Source organism: Xanthomonas sp. 1678, assembly GCF_031455575.1.
Classification (GTDB): Bacteria; Pseudomonadota; Gammaproteobacteria; order Xanthomonadales; family Xanthomonadaceae; genus Xanthomonas_A.
Genome location: NZ_JAVDSZ010000015.1, coordinates 61,957 through 78,836, shown reverse-complemented (window position 1 = coordinate 78,836; position 16,880 = coordinate 61,957). Strand labels below are relative to the sequence as shown.

14 protein-coding genes are annotated in these 16,880 nt (G+C 69.9%); 6 read left to right on the top strand and 8 right to left on the bottom strand.

All coding sequences use genetic code 11. The annotated features are described in order from the left end of the window. Nucleotides 1-561 precede the first annotated feature (561 nt). The 4 genes from J2Y70_RS20550 to J2Y70_RS20535 all read right to left on the bottom strand — a co-directional run bounded on the left by J2Y70_RS20550 (nucleotide 562) and on the right by J2Y70_RS20535 (nucleotide 3,741). Entirely contained in the window at nucleotides 562-993 is a 432-nt protein-coding gene (locus J2Y70_RS20550; RefSeq protein ID WP_263396723.1) for an organic hydroperoxide resistance protein, read from the bottom strand. Between the two features lie 97 nt (nucleotides 994-1,090). Next, nucleotides 1,091-1,558: a MarR family transcriptional regulator gene (locus tag J2Y70_RS20545; RefSeq protein WP_309921907.1), complete on the bottom strand. Its 468-nt coding sequence runs from the start codon at nucleotides 1,556-1,558 to the stop codon at nucleotides 1,091-1,093. A gap of 358 nt (nucleotides 1,559-1,916) precedes the next feature. Further along, nucleotides 1,917-3,014, bottom strand: coding sequence for a cell division protein ZapE (gene zapE, locus J2Y70_RS20540; protein ID WP_309921904.1), 1,098 nt, complete (start codon nucleotides 3,012-3,014; stop codon nucleotides 1,917-1,919). 61 nt (nucleotides 3,015-3,075) lie between these two features. Then, complete coding sequence (locus J2Y70_RS20535) at nucleotides 3,076-3,741, bottom strand: alpha/beta fold hydrolase (RefSeq protein WP_309921901.1); 666 nt, start codon at nucleotides 3,739-3,741, stop codon at nucleotides 3,076-3,078. Between the two features lie 84 nt (nucleotides 3,742-3,825). Between J2Y70_RS20535 and J2Y70_RS20530 the strand changes: the two genes are divergently transcribed. Then, complete coding sequence (locus J2Y70_RS20530) at nucleotides 3,826-4,689, top strand: EamA/RhaT family transporter (protein ID WP_309921898.1); 864 nt, start codon at nucleotides 3,826-3,828, stop codon at nucleotides 4,687-4,689. A 182-nt stretch (nucleotides 4,690-4,871) separates the two neighbouring features. Here J2Y70_RS20530 and J2Y70_RS20525 read toward each other — a convergent pair whose 3' ends face one another. Next, the gene (locus J2Y70_RS20525) at nucleotides 4,872-6,197 is read right to left on the bottom strand and encodes a GTP-binding protein (RefSeq protein ID WP_309921895.1); all 1,326 of its coding nucleotides are present in this window, start codon (nucleotides 6,195-6,197) and stop codon (nucleotides 4,872-4,874) included. Nucleotides 6,198-6,259: 62 nt separating this feature from the next. On the opposite strand from J2Y70_RS20525, the gene J2Y70_RS20520 reads away from it, so the two are divergent. After that, nucleotides 6,260-6,640 (top strand): MerC family mercury resistance protein, encoded by a 381-nt coding sequence (locus tag J2Y70_RS20520; RefSeq protein ID WP_309921892.1) that lies wholly within the window; start codon nucleotides 6,260-6,262, stop codon nucleotides 6,638-6,640. Nucleotides 6,641-6,841: 201 nt separating this feature from the next. Here the strand turns inward: J2Y70_RS20520 and J2Y70_RS20515 are convergent, their stop codons facing one another. From J2Y70_RS20515 to J2Y70_RS20505, 3 genes are all read right to left on the bottom strand, one after another. Beyond that, nucleotides 6,842-8,569 (bottom strand): ExeM/NucH family extracellular endonuclease, encoded by a 1,728-nt coding sequence (locus J2Y70_RS20515; protein WP_309921889.1) that lies wholly within the window; start codon nucleotides 8,567-8,569, stop codon nucleotides 6,842-6,844. A 98-nt stretch (nucleotides 8,570-8,667) separates the two neighbouring features. Continuing rightward, entirely contained in the window at nucleotides 8,668-9,186 is a 519-nt protein-coding gene (locus tag J2Y70_RS20510) for a cytochrome c5 family protein (protein WP_263396715.1), read from the bottom strand. Between the two features lie 390 nt (nucleotides 9,187-9,576). Further along, a complete protein-coding gene (locus tag J2Y70_RS20505; RefSeq protein WP_309921885.1) occupies nucleotides 9,577-10,194 on the bottom strand; it encodes a TetR/AcrR family transcriptional regulator in 618 nt (205 codons plus the stop codon). Between the two features lie 138 nt (nucleotides 10,195-10,332). On the opposite strand from J2Y70_RS20505, the gene J2Y70_RS20500 reads away from it, so the two are divergent. From J2Y70_RS20500 to J2Y70_RS20485, 4 genes are all read left to right on the top strand, one after another. After that, nucleotides 10,333-11,496, top strand: a complete 1,164-nt coding sequence (locus J2Y70_RS20500; protein WP_263396713.1) for an isovaleryl-CoA dehydrogenase — start codon at nucleotides 10,333-10,335, stop codon at nucleotides 11,494-11,496. A 107-nt stretch (nucleotides 11,497-11,603) separates the two neighbouring features. Next, complete coding sequence (locus J2Y70_RS20495; protein WP_309921880.1) at nucleotides 11,604-13,214, top strand: carboxyl transferase domain-containing protein; 1,611 nt, start codon at nucleotides 11,604-11,606, stop codon at nucleotides 13,212-13,214. A 716-nt stretch (nucleotides 13,215-13,930) separates the two neighbouring features. Continuing rightward, on the top strand, nucleotides 13,931-15,943 hold the full coding sequence (locus J2Y70_RS20490; RefSeq protein WP_309921877.1) for an acetyl/propionyl/methylcrotonyl-CoA carboxylase subunit alpha: 2,013 nt from the start codon (nucleotides 13,931-13,933) through the stop codon (nucleotides 15,941-15,943). A gap of 196 nt (nucleotides 15,944-16,139) precedes the next feature. Next, complete coding sequence (locus tag J2Y70_RS20485; protein WP_309921874.1) at nucleotides 16,140-16,880, top strand: DUF6065 family protein; 741 nt, start codon at nucleotides 16,140-16,142, stop codon at nucleotides 16,878-16,880.

Sequence of the window (16,880 nt, the reverse complement as noted above, 5' to 3'; positions counted from 1 at the left end):
CGCGGACCCGGAGCGCGCAGCGCGGAGGGCGCTAGGCAGGGCGCGCTTTCTTTTGGTTACTTTTCTTTGCGCGAGCAAAGAAAAGTGACTCGCCCAAAGGCGAAAGCCTTTGCCTTTGCCTTTGCCGTTGTCTTGATTCTGGCATTGGGATTTTGAAGCTTTAGAGCAAGAGCAACAGCTTCCGCTGGCGCGGGTCACTTTTCTTTGCTTGTGCAAAGAAAAGTAACCAAAAGAAAGCACACCCCGCAGCGCGCCTTCCGCGCTACGCGCTCCAGGTCCGCAGCCCCGACGGGCATTTTTCGACGGCACATCCATGTGCCGGCGAAAAACGACGCGCATCCTGCGCGTCGCCCTTCGGGTATTCGCCCGCCGGGTCTGCCGCGCTGAGGGGGCCCGATAGATCACAAGCAAAGCAACAGCAACAGCAAAAGCAAAGGCGACGGCAACAGCTGCTCTTTCGGCCACGTTCTGCGTGGTGGCTCGGGCCACTGCCGTATTGCAGACAGCAAAAAACCCCGCCGCGCACGTGGCGCGACGGGGTCTTCGGACAAGCCGCATCGTTTAGTCGAGGACGACCAGGTTCACGTCGATGTTGCCGCGGGTCGCGTTGGAGTACGGGCAGACCTGGTGCGCCTTGTCGACCAGCGCCTGCAGTTCCTCGCGCGGCATGCCCGGCACGGCGATGCGCAGCTCCACCGCGATGCCGAAGCCGCCTGGGATCTGGCCGATGCCGACGCTGCCTTCGATGCTGACTTCGCCCGGCAGCTTCAGCTTGTCCTGCGCCGCCACCGCCTTCATCGCGCCGATGAAGCAGGCCGAATAGCCGGCCGCGAACAGCTGCTCCGGATTGGTACCGTCGCCGCCGGCGCCGCCGAGTTCGCGCGGGGTTGACAGCTTCACGTCCAGCGCCTTGTCGGAAGACACGGCGCGGCCTTCGCGGCCGCCGGTCGCGGTGGCGTGGGCGGTGTAGAGGATCTTTTCGGGTGAGGCCATGGTGGTTCTCCTGATGGGGCGCGAGGCGCCGGGTTGATTGATAACGATTTAATAGCACACTACATAATTAACGGAACGTCATGCCTTGGCGACAACCTCAGCCGCCGCCTAGATTGCCGCGCAGGGTTTCCAGTTGCTGCTTGAGCTGGCGCAGGTCCTGCAGCGAACAGGCCGCGGCGCAGAACACCTGCTCGGGCACTGCGCCGGCCTTGTTGCGCAACGCGCGGCCGGCCGCGGTCAGGCGCACCACGACCTGGCGTTCGTCGTCGGCCGAGCGCTCGCGGGTCACCAGGCCGCTGGCCTGCAACCGCTTCAGCAGCGGCGTCAGCGTCGCCGAATCCAGGAACAGGCGCTCGCCGATCGCCCCGACGGTGCGCGCGTCCTGTTCCCACAGCACCAGCATCACCAGGTACTGCGGATAGGTCAGGTCCAGCGTCTTCAGCAGGCCGCGGTAGAGCTTGTGCATCGCTAGGTTGGCCGAGTACAGCGCGAAGCACAGCTGCTGGTCCAGCTGCAGCGCCGCGTCGCGACTGGGGATCTCGGCAGGGGTGCGCTTCTTCGGCATGGGTGCAATTTACATAGCGCGCTATTTAATTGCAAGCACTTTGATCTGGAATAGGCGGTTGTCTACCGCCCTCGCACATCGCGACCGATGGCCAGTCCCAAAAGTGCATCGTGCTTGCAGGTCCCCCGCAGGATGGACCTTCGGTCAGGTTGCACAATGCCAGCGAGCCCGCTGCTTCACTCGTCGCGACTGAAGTCGCTCCCACAGGAGCATGGCGATGCTCGGGCATGCCGCTTCTTGTGGGAGGGACTTCAGTCCCGACTGCATCGTGCCCGGCGAGTCCGCCGCCTCGCTTGTCGCGACTGAGGCCGCTCCCATAGGAAAGCCGGGAGGCCAGCGCCTGCGCGGGCCACCGCGCTCAGGCGCGGTGCGCGGTGGCCAGGTACTCGGCGCTCTGCATCTCGATCAGGCGCGAGGCGGTGCGCTCGAATGCCCCGGCCAGGCGCTCGCCGCTGTACAGCTGCGGCGGCGGATCCTGCGCGGTGCAGACCAGGTTGACCTGGCGGTCGTACAGTTCGTCGATCAGGTTGACGAAACGCCGCGCCGCATCTTCGTTCATGCGATCGAAGTGCGGGATGCCGCCGAGCAGCACGGTGTTGAACTCGCGCGCGATCTCGATGTAGTCGGACGGCCCGCGCGGGCCTTCGCACAATGCCGCGAAATCGAACCAGGCGATGCTCTTGCCGCGGCCGCGCACCGGGATCTTGCGCGCTTCGATGACGATGTTGCCGCTGCGCGCGGCTTCGTTGCCGCTGAGTTCGCTCCAACGTCCTTGCAGCCACGCATCGGACTGCGCATCCAGCGGCGCGCGATACACCGGCGAGCGGGTCAGCGCGCGCATGCGGTAGTCCTCGGTGCCTTCGGCGTACAGTTCCACGCAGTACTTCTGCAGCAGCGCGATCGCCGGCAGGAAGCTCTCGCGCTGCAGGCCGTTGAGGTACAGGTTCTGCGGCGCGGTGTTGGAGGTGGTGACCAAGGTCACGCCCTCGGCGAACAGGCGCTCCAGCAGCCGCGCCAGCAGCATCGCATCGCCGATGTCGGTGACGAAGAACTCGTCCAGCACCAGCACGCGCAGCTGGGTACGCCATTCCTGCGCGATCCTGGCCAGCGGGTCGCTCTGCCCAGCATGCTCGCGTAGCCGTTCGTGCACGCCGCGCATGAAGCGGTGGAAGTGCGTACGGTACTTCTGCTCGATCGGCAGGCCGTCGTAGAACAGATCGACCAGGAAGGTCTTGCCGCGGCCCACGCCGCCCCAGAAATACAGGCCGCGCACCGGCTCGGGCTTCTTCCAGAACGCAGCCAGGCGATCCAGCCAGCCGTCCTGGTCGCTGTCCACGATCGCCGCATGGATGCGGTCCAGTTCGGCCAGCGCGGCGTGCTGCGCCGGATCGTCGCGCCAGTCGCCGCGCGCCACGCCGGCGGCATAACGTTGCGACGGCATGCTCGCTGTGCTCATCGGTGCCGGCCCGTGCATGGCCGCGCGTGCGGCCATGCGGCCGCCTGTCGCCGCGCCGCGCTCACGCCGGCTTCGCCGGCAGCCACGCCTTGACCCCGTGCTGCAAGGCGCCGCGCAGGTCGATCAGCTTGCGGTGGAAGAAATGGCTGGTGTCGGGCATGCGCACCAGCTCCGGCTGCTGTTCCAGTGTCTCCAGCCACTCGTACACGGCATGCGGGTCGACGATCTCGTCGGCGTCGCCCTGGATCACCAGCCACTGCGGCGGCGGTTCCACGCCGGCGAAGTCCCAGCGCCCGGCGGGCGGCGCGATCGATACCAGCGCCTGCGGCTGCAGCGCGGCGCTGGCGCGCAGCGACACGTAGGCGCCGAAGCTGAAGCCGGCCAGCCACAATGCGTCGTGCGGGCGCTGTGCGCGCACCCACGCCGCCACCGCGGCCAGGTCCTGCTGCTCGCCGTCGCCTTGGTCGAAACTGCCGGCGGAGGCGCCGACGCTGCGGAAGTTGAAGCGCACCACGTGCACGCCGAGCTCGCGCAGCGCGCGCGCGACCATCGTCACCACCTTGTTGTGCATGGTGCCGCCCTCGGTGGACAGCGGATGGCAGACGATCGCGGTGACCGGCAAGGCGGCCACCTCGGCGTCGGGGAGGTCGACCGCGGCTTCGATCGGGCCGGCGGGGCCGTCCAGCGTCAACGCGCCGGATTCGATGGGGAAAGCGGGAGAGGTCATGCGCTCATAATACCGGGGCTGGGTGCAGGCCACATGCAGGCCGCATGCACGCAGCGTTCTCTTTCCCGACCGGATCTTCTGCGCGTGGCGTTCGTTCTCCTGAGTGTGGTGTGCAGCGTGCTGGTCTCGGCGCTGCTGAAGCTGGCGCCGCGCCAGCGTATCGACCTGGCCCAGGCGGTGACCTGGAACTACCTGGCGGCGGCGCTGCTGTGCGCGGCGCTGCTGCAACCGCCGCTGGCCTCGCTGCGCAGCGCGCAGACGCCATGGGTGGCGCTGCTCGTCCTGGCGGTGCTGCTGCCGGCGCTGTTCCTGGTGCTGGGCCGCGCCGTGGCGCTGGCCGGCATCGTGCGCACCGACGCGGCGCAGCGGCTGTCGCTGCTGCTGTCGCTGGCGGCGGCGTTCGCGCTGTTCGGCGAGCGCGCCAATGGCTACAAGCTGGCCGGGCTGGCGCTGGGGCTGCTGGCCATCGCCGGCATCGTGCACCGGCCCGGACCGGCGCCGGACGGCGCAGCGCGCGCGGCGCCGTGGCTGCTGCTGGTCTGGGCCGGCTTCGCCCTGATCGACGTATCGCTCAAGCGCATCGCCCAGGCCGGCACGCCGTTCGCCGCGTCGCTGCTGGTCGCCTTCGCGATCGCCTTCGTGCTGTTGCTCGGCGTGCAGCTATGGCGGCATGTCCGCGGCACCCGGCCGCTGGCCTGGCGCAACCTGGGTGCCGGGCTGCTGCTGGGGGCGCTCAACTTCGGCAACATCGCGTTCTACGTGCGCGCCCACCAGGCGCTGCCGGACAGCCCGGCGGTGGTGTTCGCGGCGATGAACCTGGGCGTGATCGTGCTCGGCGCGCTGCTCGGCGTGCTGGCCTTCGGCGAGAAGACCAGCGCCTGGAACCGCGCCGGGCTGGGATTGGCGCTGCTGGCGATCGTGTTGATCGCGATCGGCGCGCGCGGCTAGCGGCTTGCGCCACGGGTTCTGTCGCGGCTGAAGCCGCTCCTACAGTGCACCCATCACGCACCAAGCCCCGTGTAGGAGCGGCTTCAGCCGCGACGAACGAAGCGCGGGGACCTGCGTGCGTGATGGTTCTTAGCCAATGAACAGGCAAGCGAACCAGAAACGCCGGCAACCCCAGCAATTGCTCAGCGCCGCCACACCGGAAACGGATCGGCCAGCGCCTGCCAGGCCAGTGGACCGCGCCCCAGTTCCGCGTCGTCGAGCAGGCAGGCGTCGAGTTCGGCGCGCACCCGCGCCTCGTCCAGGCCGACGCCGATCAGCGCCAGCTCCTGGCGGCGGTCGCCCCACAACGGATGCCACAGCGCACGCAGCGCCGCGTACTCGCGCGCGTCGCCCACCTCCTCGGCCTGCGGCGGCGGTGCGCTCCAGCACGCGTTGTGCTGCCGCTGCCAGCCCAGCTCGGTGTACGGCAACGGGCGCGGCGGCAACGGCAGCGGCGTGTCCAGCAGGCCCTGCTCCACGCGTTCGCGCGCGGCGTACCAGAAGCCGGCCGCCTGGGTCTGGGTGGCCGCGCCGACGATGGACAGTTCGCCGACCCAGTCCATGCGGCTGGCCAGCCAGAAGAAGCCCTTGCTGCGGATCACGTCGCGCAGGCCGCGCTGCGCCAGCCGCGCGAAACGCAACGGATGGAACGGGCGCCGTGCGCGGTAGACGAAGCTGCCGATGTCGAACTGCTCGGTCTCCGGCGCGTGCTCGCCGCGCAACGCCTGCATCCAGCCCGGCGCCAACTGCGCGCGCACGAAATCGAAGCGGCCGGTATCCAGTACCAACTCCAACGGCACGTCGCCGTCGCGGGCCTCGACGATGCGCGCGTCGCGGTTGAGCGCGCGCAGCACGGCGTGGGTGCGCGCCACCGTGTCTGCGCTGGCCAGGTCGCACTTGCCGATCACGAGCACGTCGGCGAATTCGATCTGCTCCACCAGCAGGTTGACCAGGCCGCGATCGTCGTCGGCGCCGGCCTGCAGGCCACGCTCGGCCAGGCGCTCGGCCGAGCCGAAATCGCGCAGGAAGCTCACCCCATCGACCACGGTGAGCATGGTGTCCAGCCGCGCCACGTCGGCCAGGCTGCGGCCGTGTTCGTCGCGCACCGCGAAGGTGGCGGCGACCGGCATCGGCTCGGAAATGCCGGTGGATTCGATCAGCAGGTAGTCGTAGCGGCCGCTGTCGGCCAGGCGCTGCACCTCCTGGCGCAGGTCCTCGCGCAGCGTGCAGCAGATGCAGCCGTTGCTGAACTCGACCAGGGTCTCTTCGGTGCGGCTGAGCGCGGCGCCGCCGTCGCGGATCAGCGCGGCATCGATGTTGATCTCGCTCATGTCGTTGACGATCACCGCCACGCGGCGGCCGTCGCGGTTGCGCAGCACGCGGTTGAGCAAGGTGGTCTTGCCGGCGCCGAGGAAACCGGACAGGACGGTGACGGGAAGGCGGCGGTCGAGCACGGCGGGCAATGGCATGGCGGCTAGGACGTGGCGGGAGAAATGTTACTATATAACACTTCAATGCCGGAACGCCGTCCATGAAATCCCTGCCCCAGCCGTTCTTCGATGCCTCCGCCGTACTCCTGTCCGGGCTGTGCCTGCTGCATTGCCTGGCTTTGCCGCTGCTGGCCGCGGCGCTGCCGCTGTTCGGCATCTGGGCGCAGGCCGAATGGGTGCATGGGCTGTTCGTGGCGCTGGCGCTGCCGCTGGCCGGACTGGCGCTATGGCGCGCGCAGCGGCAACGGCCGCTGCCGTGGCCGCTGTGGGCGATGGCCGCGCTGGGCCTGTGCGGATTGCTGGCCGGCGCGAGCGGATTCCCCAGCGCGCAGGCCGAGACCCCGGCCACCGTGGCCGGCAGCCTGCTGCTGGCGAGCGCGCACCTGTGGAACTGGCGGCGCAACGGACATCGGCACGGGTAGCCGGGATTGGGAATTCGGGATTCGGGATTGGTAAAAGCGGGGCTCGCGATCTGAGAGACCGCGCTTCTCCTTGCGCATCAGGACCGACCCGGCAGCGCAGTCCGCTATTCCGAAAGCCCCGCTAAACGCAGCTGCACCCGGCGCAGATCGCAGCGCTCCGCTTCAACGAATCCCCAAATCCCGAATCCCGAATCCCGGCCTTCAAAGCTCAAAACCCAGCAGCAACGGATCGTGATCGGAGCTGCGCCACGGCCCGGGCAGGTTGCGCGCGCGGTAACCGTCTTGTTCCGGCAGGTCCGCATTGACGTGCCATTCGGTGGCGCCGCGCAGCAGCGGCGCCAGCGCCGGGCTCAGCAGGGCGTGGTCGAGGCGGCCGCTGAGGCCACGGTAGACGAAGCTGTAGGGCTGCTCGACCTGCGCCTGCGCCAGCGCATCGCGCCAGCCGGCGTCGCGCAGCAGGCGCAGCGGGTCTTCCATCGCGTAGGCGTTGAAGTCGCCGAGCAGCACGCTGGCGGTGCTGCCGCTGCCGGTCGGATCGGTGCGCAGCCAGGCGTCCAGGCGCCGCGCCGACTCGGTGCGGGTGGCGTTCCAGCAGCCCTGGCCGTCGCCACGATCGGCATCGTCGGCGGCCGCCTCGCCGCAACCCTTGGACTTGAAATGGTTGGCGACGACCACGAACGGCTGCCCGCTGCCGCGCCGGAACGCCTGCGCCAGCGGCACCCGGCTGTGCGCGGCGAACGGGCCGCCTTCCAGCACCGCCGGCTTGCCGACCGGGCTGACCCGCGAGGCGCGGTAGATCAGGCCGACCCGGATCGGGTTGTCGCCCGGGCCGCGCCCGACATCGACGAAACGCCAGTCGCCGCCGTCGCCGGCATTGAGCGCGGTCACCAGCGTGGCGATCGCCGAGGTCGGTCCGTAGCCGTCGTTCTCCAGTTCCATCAACGCGGCGACGTCGGCCTGCAGCGGGCGAATGGTGGCGACCAGCTTGGCCAGCTGCGCCTGGAATTCGGCCGCGGTGCGCGCGCCGCGCAGGGTCGGGAAACTGCCGCCGCGGCCATCGCCGTTGAAGAAGTTCTCCAGGTTGAACGCGGCCACGCGCAGCGTGCCGGCGACCTGCGGCGTGGCCGGCGCCGGCGGCGGGGTCAGCTGCAACGGCGCGGTCGGATACAGCCGCGCGGCGCCATCGACCACGCCGCCGACGATGCCTTCCACGCCCTGCAGCGTCGCCCCGGCACGCGGCGCAACGGCGGCTTCGCCCGTGCCCAGGTACGCGGGCAGGCTGTCGGGCGCATGCGTGCCGGTCTCGCCCAGGCGCAGCAGGCGCTGCGCGTTGTCGGCGACGGCCGCGGCCAGTTCGGCGCTGCCGGGCGCGGCGATTTCGCTGGGTTGCCACAGGCGCCCGCCGAAGGCGACGCCAAGCTCGCCGGCCTTGGCCAGTGCGTCGGTGTCGACCACGGTCAGCGGCGCGTCGATGCGCACGCGCATGCCGGCCAGCGCCGACCAGTCGGCCGGGGCGGCGTCCAGCGCCTGCAACGGCAACGGCTGCGCGCGCGCCAGCACGGTGTGCCCGGCCTCGCGCACGCTGCGCCCGGCGAACGCCGCGCCGGCGGACGCCAGGCTGGCCGCGCGCCGCGGCGCCAGTTCGCCCCACACCCGCACCCGGTCGCCCGGCGCCAGCGCGGCATCGGCGTCGCCGTGCACCAGCAGCGCATCGGCGGTGAGCGGATCGCCATCGCCGGCGTCCTGCACCAGGTAGCCGCCACCACCGGCTTCCACGCGCGCGGTGACCACGCCTTCGAAGACCACGTTCTGCCCGCTATCGGCCGGCCGCAACTGCCCGATCGGGACCATCTGCGGCGGCGACAGGGCGTAGGCGGCGGGTGCGCCGGCAACCAGCAACAACGACAACAGCGGGGGCAGTACGCGCATGCGATCACTCTCCTTAGCTCGCCGGCGCGGAGCCGGCATCGAATACGAACGCGCCGCCCGGAGGCGGCGCTGCAACCCGCGTGGACCGGGCCTGCGGATTATTTCAGGTTGGCCAGCATCCAGTCGACCGTGGCGTGGACCTGCGCTTCGCTGAGCGCCGGATTGCCGCCCTTGGGCGGCATGATCCCGCCATCGGGGCCGGTGTAGCCCTCGATCGCGTGCTTGTACAGCGTGTCCTTGCCTTGCGCGATGCGCGCGTCCCAATGCGAATGGTCCAGGGTCGGCGCCTTGCCGACGCCGGTGGTATGGCAGGCGGTGCACAGGCTGTCGAAGATCACCTTGCCGTCGGTGGTGCCGCCGTAGGCGACCTGCGCCGACGCCTTGGCCAGCGCAGCCGCCTGCGCGGCGGCCTGCGCCGCGGCGCCGGTGCTGCCGGCATAGACCGCGCCCGATGGCGCGATGCGCTCCTCGGTGCGCTTGAGCGCCACCGGCGATACCTCCGGCGGGATCGCCCGCTGCAGGTAGGCCGCGAACACGATCAAGCCGATGGTGATCAGGACCAGCAGGCCGATCACCAACGAGAACCGCTTGAGAAATTCGAGGTCGTAATTCCGCACATCACACCCCTTTGGCACGTGGAGACCGACCACTGCTACGCGGCCGAGTATAGCCAGCGTTTGCCGCGCACGGCAGCCCCGGCGACGCGACGAATCGCAGCCGATGCGTGCTGCATCGCAGCAGTCGGGCGCGCGACGCCACCGCCATCACAGCTGCGACCACGCTGCAGCCGACCGACAATCGCACTTCTGTAGGCGCGGCTTCAGCCGCGACGAACGGAGCGGCAGACCTTCCGACGTCGAATGCCTTCGACGCCGAGACCCTCGCACGGCGCACTCCCGCATCGCAGTCGGATGCGGCGAGCGGGGCGCGCGGCATTGGCTAATCCACGCCAAGCCCGTACACCTGCCATCTCTTCGCACCCGCCAAACATGGCTACGCAAGCGCCACTACGGCGACGCCGCACTGCCGACCGCGCGCAGGCAGAAACCGCACACCGCCTCGACCAGGCGTTCGCTGTCGCGCGGGCCGTCGCGGCTGGGCGCGGTCGGCCCGACCAGGGCCTCGGTGTAGGCGCCGACCAGGCAGGCGGCCGCCGCGTCCAGGTCCTGCGCCGGGAATTCGCCCGCGGCCACGCCGTCGGCGAGGATGCCCTTGAACAGATCGCCGAACAGGCGCCGGCAGCGGATGCGCTCGGCGTCCACCTCCGGCTCCACCGGTTCGGCGATGAAGGCGTAGGCCAGCCCCGGTCCGGCCAGCGCGCGGCGCACGAACGAGGCGATCGCCGCACGCAGGCGCTGCGCCGCCGGCGCCGGTTCGGCGGCGATGCCGCGCAGGATCGCCAGTTCGTAGTCCACCGCCGCGGTCAGCACTTCGACGAACAGCTCGGCCTTGGACGGGAAGTGGCGGTAGATCAGCCCGGTGGACACCCCCGCCTCGGCCGCCACCGCGGTCACCGGCGCGCCGCGGAAGCCGCCGGCGGCGACCAGCCGGCGCGCCGCCAGCAGGATCCGCTGGCGGTTGCCGGCAAGGCGTTCTTCCATCAGCGCGGAGCGTTTGTAGGCCATGGGGTGATTCTAGGTTCAATTAATGAATTATTGTTCACTTCTTTGCCGTTCCCGGCTACGCTGACGTCCATTCCCCGGCGCCGCCTGGATTCTAGGCGCCCCATCCGCCGCACGCCCGCCTTTCGGAGCCCGCCCGCCATGTTGATGCCGTCGTTGAATTTCGAACTGGGCGAGGACATCGACCTGCTGCGCGACACGGTGGCCGCGTTCGCCGCGCGCGAGATCGCGCCGCTGGCCGAGCAGGCCGATCGCGACAACGCGTTCCCGGCACCGCTGTGGCGCAAGCTCGGCGAGCAGGGCCTGCTCGGGCTGACCGTGGAAGAGGAATACGGCGGCAGCGCGATGGGCTACCTGGCGCACGTGGTGGCGATGGAGGAGATCTCGCGCGCCTCCGGCGCGATCGGCCTGTCCTACGGCGCGCATTCGAACCTGTGCGTGAACCAGCTGCGCAAGAACGGCAGCGACGCGCAGAAGGCGCGCTACCTGCCCAGGCTGTGCAGTGGCGAACACGTCGGCGCGCTGGCGATGAGCGAACCGGGTGCCGGTTCGGACGTGGTCTCGATGAAGCTGCGCGCCGAGCTGCGCGGCGACCGCTACGTGCTCAACGGCAACAAGATGTGGATCACCAACGGCCCGGACGCCGACGTGCTGGTGGTCTACGCCAAGACCGACCCGGCCGGCGGCGCGCGCGGCATCACCGCGTTCCTGGTCGAGAAGGGCATGCCCGGCTTCAGCACCGCGCAGAAGCTGGACAAGCTCGGCATGCGCGGCTCCAACACCTGCGAACTGGTGTTCCAGGACTGCGAGGTGCCGGTGGAGAACGTGCTGGGCAGCGTCGGCGGCGGCGTGCGCGTGCTGATGTCGGGCCTGGACTACGAGCGGCTGGTACTGTCCGGCGGCCCGCTGGGGCTGATGGCCGCGGCGATGGACGTGGTGATGCCGTACGTGCACGAGCGCCGCCAGTTCGGCGAGGCGATCGGCAGCTTCCAGCTGATGCAGGGCAAGCTGGCCGACATGTACGTGGGCCTCAACGCCTGCCGCGCCTACGTGTATGCGGTGGCGCGCGCCTGCGACGCCGGCCGCACCACCCGCCAGGACGCCGCCGGCGCGATCCTGTACGCCGCCGAGAAGGCGACCTGGCTCACCGGCCAGGCGATCCAGGTGCTCGGCGGCAACGGCTACATCAACGATTACCCGACCGGGCGCCTGTGGCGCGACGCCAAGCTGTACGAGATCGGCGCCGGCACCTCGGAGATCCGGCGCATGCTGATCGGCCGCGAGCTGTTCGAGCGGACCAAGTGATGCGGTTCATGTAGGAGCGGCTTTAGCCGCGACACATCCTCTGGTAAAGCGTCGCGGCTGAAGCCGCTCCTACACGAATTTCCTTTCCTCCTTTCGTTGGCCCTGCCATGAGCGTGATCCAGACCCAGTTGCAACCCGGCAGCGACGCCTTCGCCGCCAACGCCGCGGCGCTGCGCGCGGTGGTCGACGACCTGCAGCAGACCCAGGCGCGCATCGCCCAGGGCGGCAGCGAAGCCGCACGCGCCAAGCATCAGGCGCGCGGCAAGCTGCTGGCGCGCGAGCGCATCGACGCGCTGCTCGACCCGGGCAGCGCCTTCCTGGAAATCGCCCCGCTCGCCGCGCTGGGCCTGTACGCCGACGAGGTGCCGTGCGCCGGCGTGGTCGCCGGCATCGGCCGCGTCTCCGGCGTGGAATGCGTGATCGTCGCCAACGACGCCACGGTCAAGGGCGGCACCTATTACCCCATGACGGTGAAGAAGCATCTGCGCGCGCAGGAGATCGCGCAGCAGAACCGGCTGCCGTGCATCTACCTGGTCGATTCGGGCGGCGCGTTCCTGCCGCTGCAGGACGAGGTGTTCCCCGACCGCGACCACTTCGGCCGCATCTTCTACAACCAGGCCAACCTGTCGGCGCAGGGCATCGCCCAGATCGCCTGCGTGATGGGCTCGTGCACCGCCGGCGGCGCCTACGTGCCGGCGATGAGCGACGAGACGGTGATCGTGCGCGAGCAGGGCACCATCTTCCTCGGCGGCCCGCCGCTGGTGAAGGCGGCCACCGGCGAGGAAGTCAGCGCCGAGGAACTGGGCGGTGCCGACGTGCACACGCGCATCTCCGGCGTGGCCGACCATTTCGCCGACAACGACCTGCAGGCGCTGGCGCGGGTGCGCGCGATCGTGGCCCAGCTCAACTGGCGCAAGCCCGAGCCGGCGCTGGCGTTGCGCGCGCCGGAGCCGCCGCTGTATCCGGCCGAGGAACTGTACGGGGTGATCCCGGCCGACCCGCGCAAGCCGTTCGACGTGCGTGAGGTGATCGCGCGCGTGGTCGACGGCTCGCGCCTGGACGAGTTCAAGGCGCGCTACGGCACCACCCTGGTCACCGGCTTCGCGCACCTGCACGGCTATCCGGTCGGCATCGTCGCCAACAACGGCATCCTGTTCTCCGAGTCGGCGCTGAAGGGCGCGCACTTCATCGAACTGTGCGCGCAGCGCGGCATCCCGCTGGTGTTCCTGCAGAACATCACCGGCTTCATGGTCGGACGCAAGTACGAGCACGGCGGCATCGCCAAGGACGGGGCCAAGCTGGTGATGGCGGTGGCCTGCGCGAAGGTGCCCAAGTTCACGGTGGTGATCGGCGGGTCGTTCGGCGCCGGCAACTACGGCATGTGCGGCCGTGCGTACTCGCCGAATTTCCTGTGGATGTGGCCGAACGCGCGGATCGGGGTGATGGGCGGGGAGCAGGCGGCGAGCGTGCTGGCGACGGTACGCCGCGACGGCATCGAGGCCAAGGGCGGCAGTTGGTCGACGGAGGACGAGGGCGCGTTCAAGACGCCGATCCGCGAGCAGTTCGAACGCCAGGGCCATCCGTACTACGCCAGCGCGCGGCTGTGGGACGACGGCATCATCGATCCGGCGCAGACGCGGCGTGTCTTGGGACTGGGCCTGTCGGCGGCGTTGAACGCGCCGGCGGAACCGACCCGGTTCGGCGTGTTCCGGATGTGAGCGGGCATTGCCGCCCCGCTTTCAGCGCAACGCGGCCGGAAGCCGCCGCGGACGCCATGCACCCAGCAGGCTCCGCTCCTGCCCTTGCTCCTGCTCTTGCTTCGCTTTTGATTTACCGGGCCCCCTCGGCGCGGCAGGCCCGGCGGGCGAATACCCGAAGGGCGACGCGCAGGATGCGCGTCGTTTTTCGCCGGCACATGGATGTGCCGTCGAAAAATGCCCGTTGGGACTGCGGACCCGGAGCGCGCAGCGCGGAGGGCGCGCTGCGGGGTGTGCTTTCTTTTGGTTACTTTTCTTTGCACAAGCAAAGAAAAGTGACCCGCGCCAGCGGAAGCTCTTGCTCTTGCTCCAAAGCTTCAAAATACCGGTGCCAGAACCAAGACAAAGGCAAAGGCTTTCGCCTTGGGGCGAGTCACTTTTCTTTGCTCGCGCAAAGAAAAGTAACCAAAAGAAAGCGCGCCCTGCCGAGCGCCCTCCGCGCTGCGCGCTCCGGGTCCGCGTCCATGACGGGGATTCGCGGAAGGGGCATCCTGCCCCTGCCGCGAACGGCGCACATCCCTGTGCGCCGCCCTTCGGGTTTTTCCCCGCCATGGCCGCCGCTGCGGAAGGGAACCCGGTAAGTCAAAAGCAATGGCAACAGCAACAGCCAAAGCAACTGCAACTGCAACTGCAACTGCGCGAGCAACACACGACACCCCTTCTCCAGGCAACTGACCATGGCCACGCCCGACCTGCCGATGTTCGACAAGATCCTGATCGCCAATCGCGGCGAGATCGCCTGCCGCGTGATCGCCACCTGCCGCAAGCTCGGCATCGCCAGCGTCGCCGTGTACTCCGACGCCGACCGCGACGCGCGCCACGTGCGCCTGGCCGACGAAGCGATCCACATCGGCGCTGCGCCCGCGCGCGACAGCTACCTGCGCAGCGAACGCATCCTCGATGCCGCCCAGGCCAGCGGCGCCCAGGCGGTTCATCCCGGCTACGGCTTCCTGTCCGAGAACGCCGACTTCGCCGAGGCCTGCGCCGCACGCGGCATCGCGTTCATCGGGCCGCCGCCGGCAGCGATCCGCGCGATGGGCGACAAGAGCGCGGCCAAGGCGTTGATGCACGCGGCCGGCGTGCCGCTGACCCCCGGCTACCACGGCGAACGCCAGGAACCGGAATTCCTGCGCGCGCAGGCCGATGCCATCGGCTATCCGGTACTGATCAAGGCCAGCGCCGGCGGCGGCGGCAAGGGCATGCGCCGGGTCGACCGCAGCGAGGAGTTCGTCGCCGCCCTGGCCGCCTGCCAGCGCGAAGCGCAGGCCGCGTTCGGCAACGCGCAGGTACTGGTGGAGAAATACGTGCTGCGCCCGCGGCATATCGAGATCCAGGTGTTCGGCGACCGCCACGGCGAGCTGGCCTACCTGTTCGAACGCGATTGCTCGGTGCAGCGCCGCCACCAGAAGGTGCTGGAGGAAGCGCCGGCGCCGGGCATGGATGCAGAACGTCGCGCGGCGATGGGCCAGGCCGCGGTGGAAGCGGCGCGCGCGGTCGGCTATGTCGGTGCCGGCACCGTGGAGTTCATCGTCGCGCCCGACGGCGCGTTCTACTTCATGGAAATGAACACGCGGTTGCAGGTGGAGCATCCGGTCACCGAGTGCATCACCGGCACCGACCTGGTCGAATGGCAGCTGCGCGTGGCCGCCGGCCAACCGTTGCCCAGGCGCCAGCACGAACTGGCGATCCGCGGCCATGCGCTGGAAGCGCGGCTGTATGCCGAGGACCCGGCGCGCGGTTTCCTGCCCTCGACCGGCACGCTGCAGCACCTGCGCCTGCCGGCCGCGGACGCGCATACCCGCGTCGATGCCGGCGTCGAACAGGGCGATGTGATCGGCCCGCACTACGACCCGATGATCGCCAAGCTGATCGTCTGGGACGAGACCCGCGAACGCGCGCTGCGGCGCATGCACGCGGCGCTGGCCGCGTGCCAGGTGGTCGGCGTGGCCACCAATGCCGCGTTCCTGCAGCGCCTGATCGGCACCGCGGCGTTCGCGCAGGCCGATCTGGATACCGCGTTGATCGAGCGCGAGCATGCCGCGCTGTTCGACGCCGCGCCGGTCACCACCGAATCGACCTGGATCCTGGCCGCCCTGGCCTGGCTGCTGCACGAGCGCCACGACGCGGCGCAGGCGGGCGATCCGCATTCGCCCTGGGACCTGCGCGACGGCTGGCGCCTGGGCACGCCTGCGCCGCGCAGTCTGATCCTGCAACACGGCGAGGCGCGCCGCACCTTGCGCGCGACCGCGACCGATGCCGGCTGGCGCGTGCACGACAGCGCCACCGACACGGTGCTGCTCGCCGCCGGCCGCCTGCACGACGACGGCCGCCTGCAGGCGCAACTGGACGCGCAGCGCATCCACGCCGACGCGGTGTTCGCCGGCGCCCGCCTGCACCTGTTCGTCGATGGGCAATCGCACCAGCTCGACCTACACGACCCGGTCGCCGAGGCCGACCAGCCGATCGCCGATGCCGGCGGGCTGACCGCGCCGATGCCTGGCCGCGTCGTCGCCCTGCTGGTCGCGCCCGGCACGCAAGTGGCACGCGGCACGCCGCTGCTGGTGCTGGAGGCGATGAAGATGGAGCACACCTTGCAGGCCCCGGCCGACGGCGTGGTGCATGGCTACCGCGTGCGCGAAGGCGAGTTGGTCGGCGACGGCGTGGCGCTGCTGGATTTCGAGGCGGCCTAGCGCGCACCCTCGCGCCAAGATCCAGCACGTGCTGCAGCACGGTGCCACCGCTCGCAGCGTCGGCCGCGCACGACCGCAACCCAACGCGTGCAACGCTGCGGCCGACCGCAGCGCCGACACTTCGGCAGCACCCGGTCGCCATGCCGACGCCGACGCGTCACACTCGGCGCACACGTCCTCAGCCGATGCCGCCGCCATGAAGCTCACCGCCCACGTTCTCGACGGCCACACCCTCGACGTGCGCCCGGCGCCGCGCGAGCGGCCGTGGATGGACCGCACCGACCAGCGCTACGCCTACCGCTGCCTGCCGCTGGACATCGCCAACGCGCACGGCTGGGAGTTGTTGTGCCAGAGCGGCTTCGAGGCCGAGTGGAGCGGCGGCAACGGACTCGACGACATCCGCCTCCATGCCGACGCCGGCGGCCACGCGCCGGCGGTCAGCCACTTCGGCTACGGCGTGCTCACCTTCCACGTGCCCTGCCTGTTCCGCACCGAGCCGGGCGTGGATCTGTACGTGACCGCGCCGGTCAACCGGCCCAAGGACGGCATCGCCGGACTGACCGGGCTGATCGAGACCGATTGGAGTCCATATACCTTCACCATGAACTGGCAGTTCACCCGCCCCGGGCGGGTGCGCTTCGACGCCGGCGAGCCGTTCTGCCATTTCTTTCCGGTGCAGCGCCGGGTACTGGCCGAGACGCAGCCGCGCTGGCAACCGCTGTCGCAGACCCCGGAACTGGAGCGCGACTACCAGGCCTGGATGCGCAGCCGCGGCCAGTTCCTGCACGATCTGGAGCGGGACGATCCATCGGCCAAACGCGAAGGCTGGCAGCGCAGCTACTTCCGCGGGCCGGCGCCGGGGCAATGCCCGGCCGGCGTCGAGCACCGGGTCAAGCTGCGGCTGGCGCCGTTCACCCGCGACGACGACGCCGGCTGA

Coding starts and splice junctions, on each gene's coding strand:
- J2Y70_RS20550 (WP_263396723.1), bottom strand. CDS start 993: ATGGCCTCACCCGAAAAGATCCTCTACACCGCCCACGCCACCGCGACC.
- J2Y70_RS20545 (WP_309921907.1), bottom strand. CDS start 1,558: ATGCCGAAGAAGCGCACCCCTGCCGAGATCCCCAGTCGCGACGCGGCG.
- zapE (WP_309921904.1), bottom strand. CDS start 3,014: ATGAGCACAGCGAGCATGCCGTCGCAACGTTATGCCGCCGGCGTGGCG.
- J2Y70_RS20535 (WP_309921901.1), bottom strand. CDS start 3,741: ATGACCTCTCCCGCTTTCCCCATCGAATCCGGCGCGTTGACGCTGGAC.
- J2Y70_RS20525 (WP_309921895.1), bottom strand. CDS start 6,197: ATGCCATTGCCCGCCGTGCTCGACCGCCGCCTTCCCGTCACCGTCCTG.
- J2Y70_RS20520 (WP_309921892.1), top strand. CDS start 6,260: ATGAAATCCCTGCCCCAGCCGTTCTTCGATGCCTCCGCCGTACTCCTG.
- J2Y70_RS20515 (WP_309921889.1), bottom strand. CDS start 8,569: ATGCGCGTACTGCCCCCGCTGTTGTCGTTGTTGCTGGTTGCCGGCGCA.
- J2Y70_RS20505 (WP_309921885.1), bottom strand. CDS start 10,194: ATGGCCTACAAACGCTCCGCGCTGATGGAAGAACGCCTTGCCGGCAAC.
- J2Y70_RS20500 (WP_263396713.1), top strand. CDS start 10,333: ATGTTGATGCCGTCGTTGAATTTCGAACTGGGCGAGGACATCGACCTG.
- J2Y70_RS20495 (WP_309921880.1), top strand. CDS start 11,604: ATGAGCGTGATCCAGACCCAGTTGCAACCCGGCAGCGACGCCTTCGCC.
- J2Y70_RS20490 (WP_309921877.1), top strand. CDS start 13,931: ATGGCCACGCCCGACCTGCCGATGTTCGACAAGATCCTGATCGCCAAT.
- J2Y70_RS20485 (WP_309921874.1), top strand. CDS start 16,140: ATGAAGCTCACCGCCCACGTTCTCGACGGCCACACCCTCGACGTGCGC.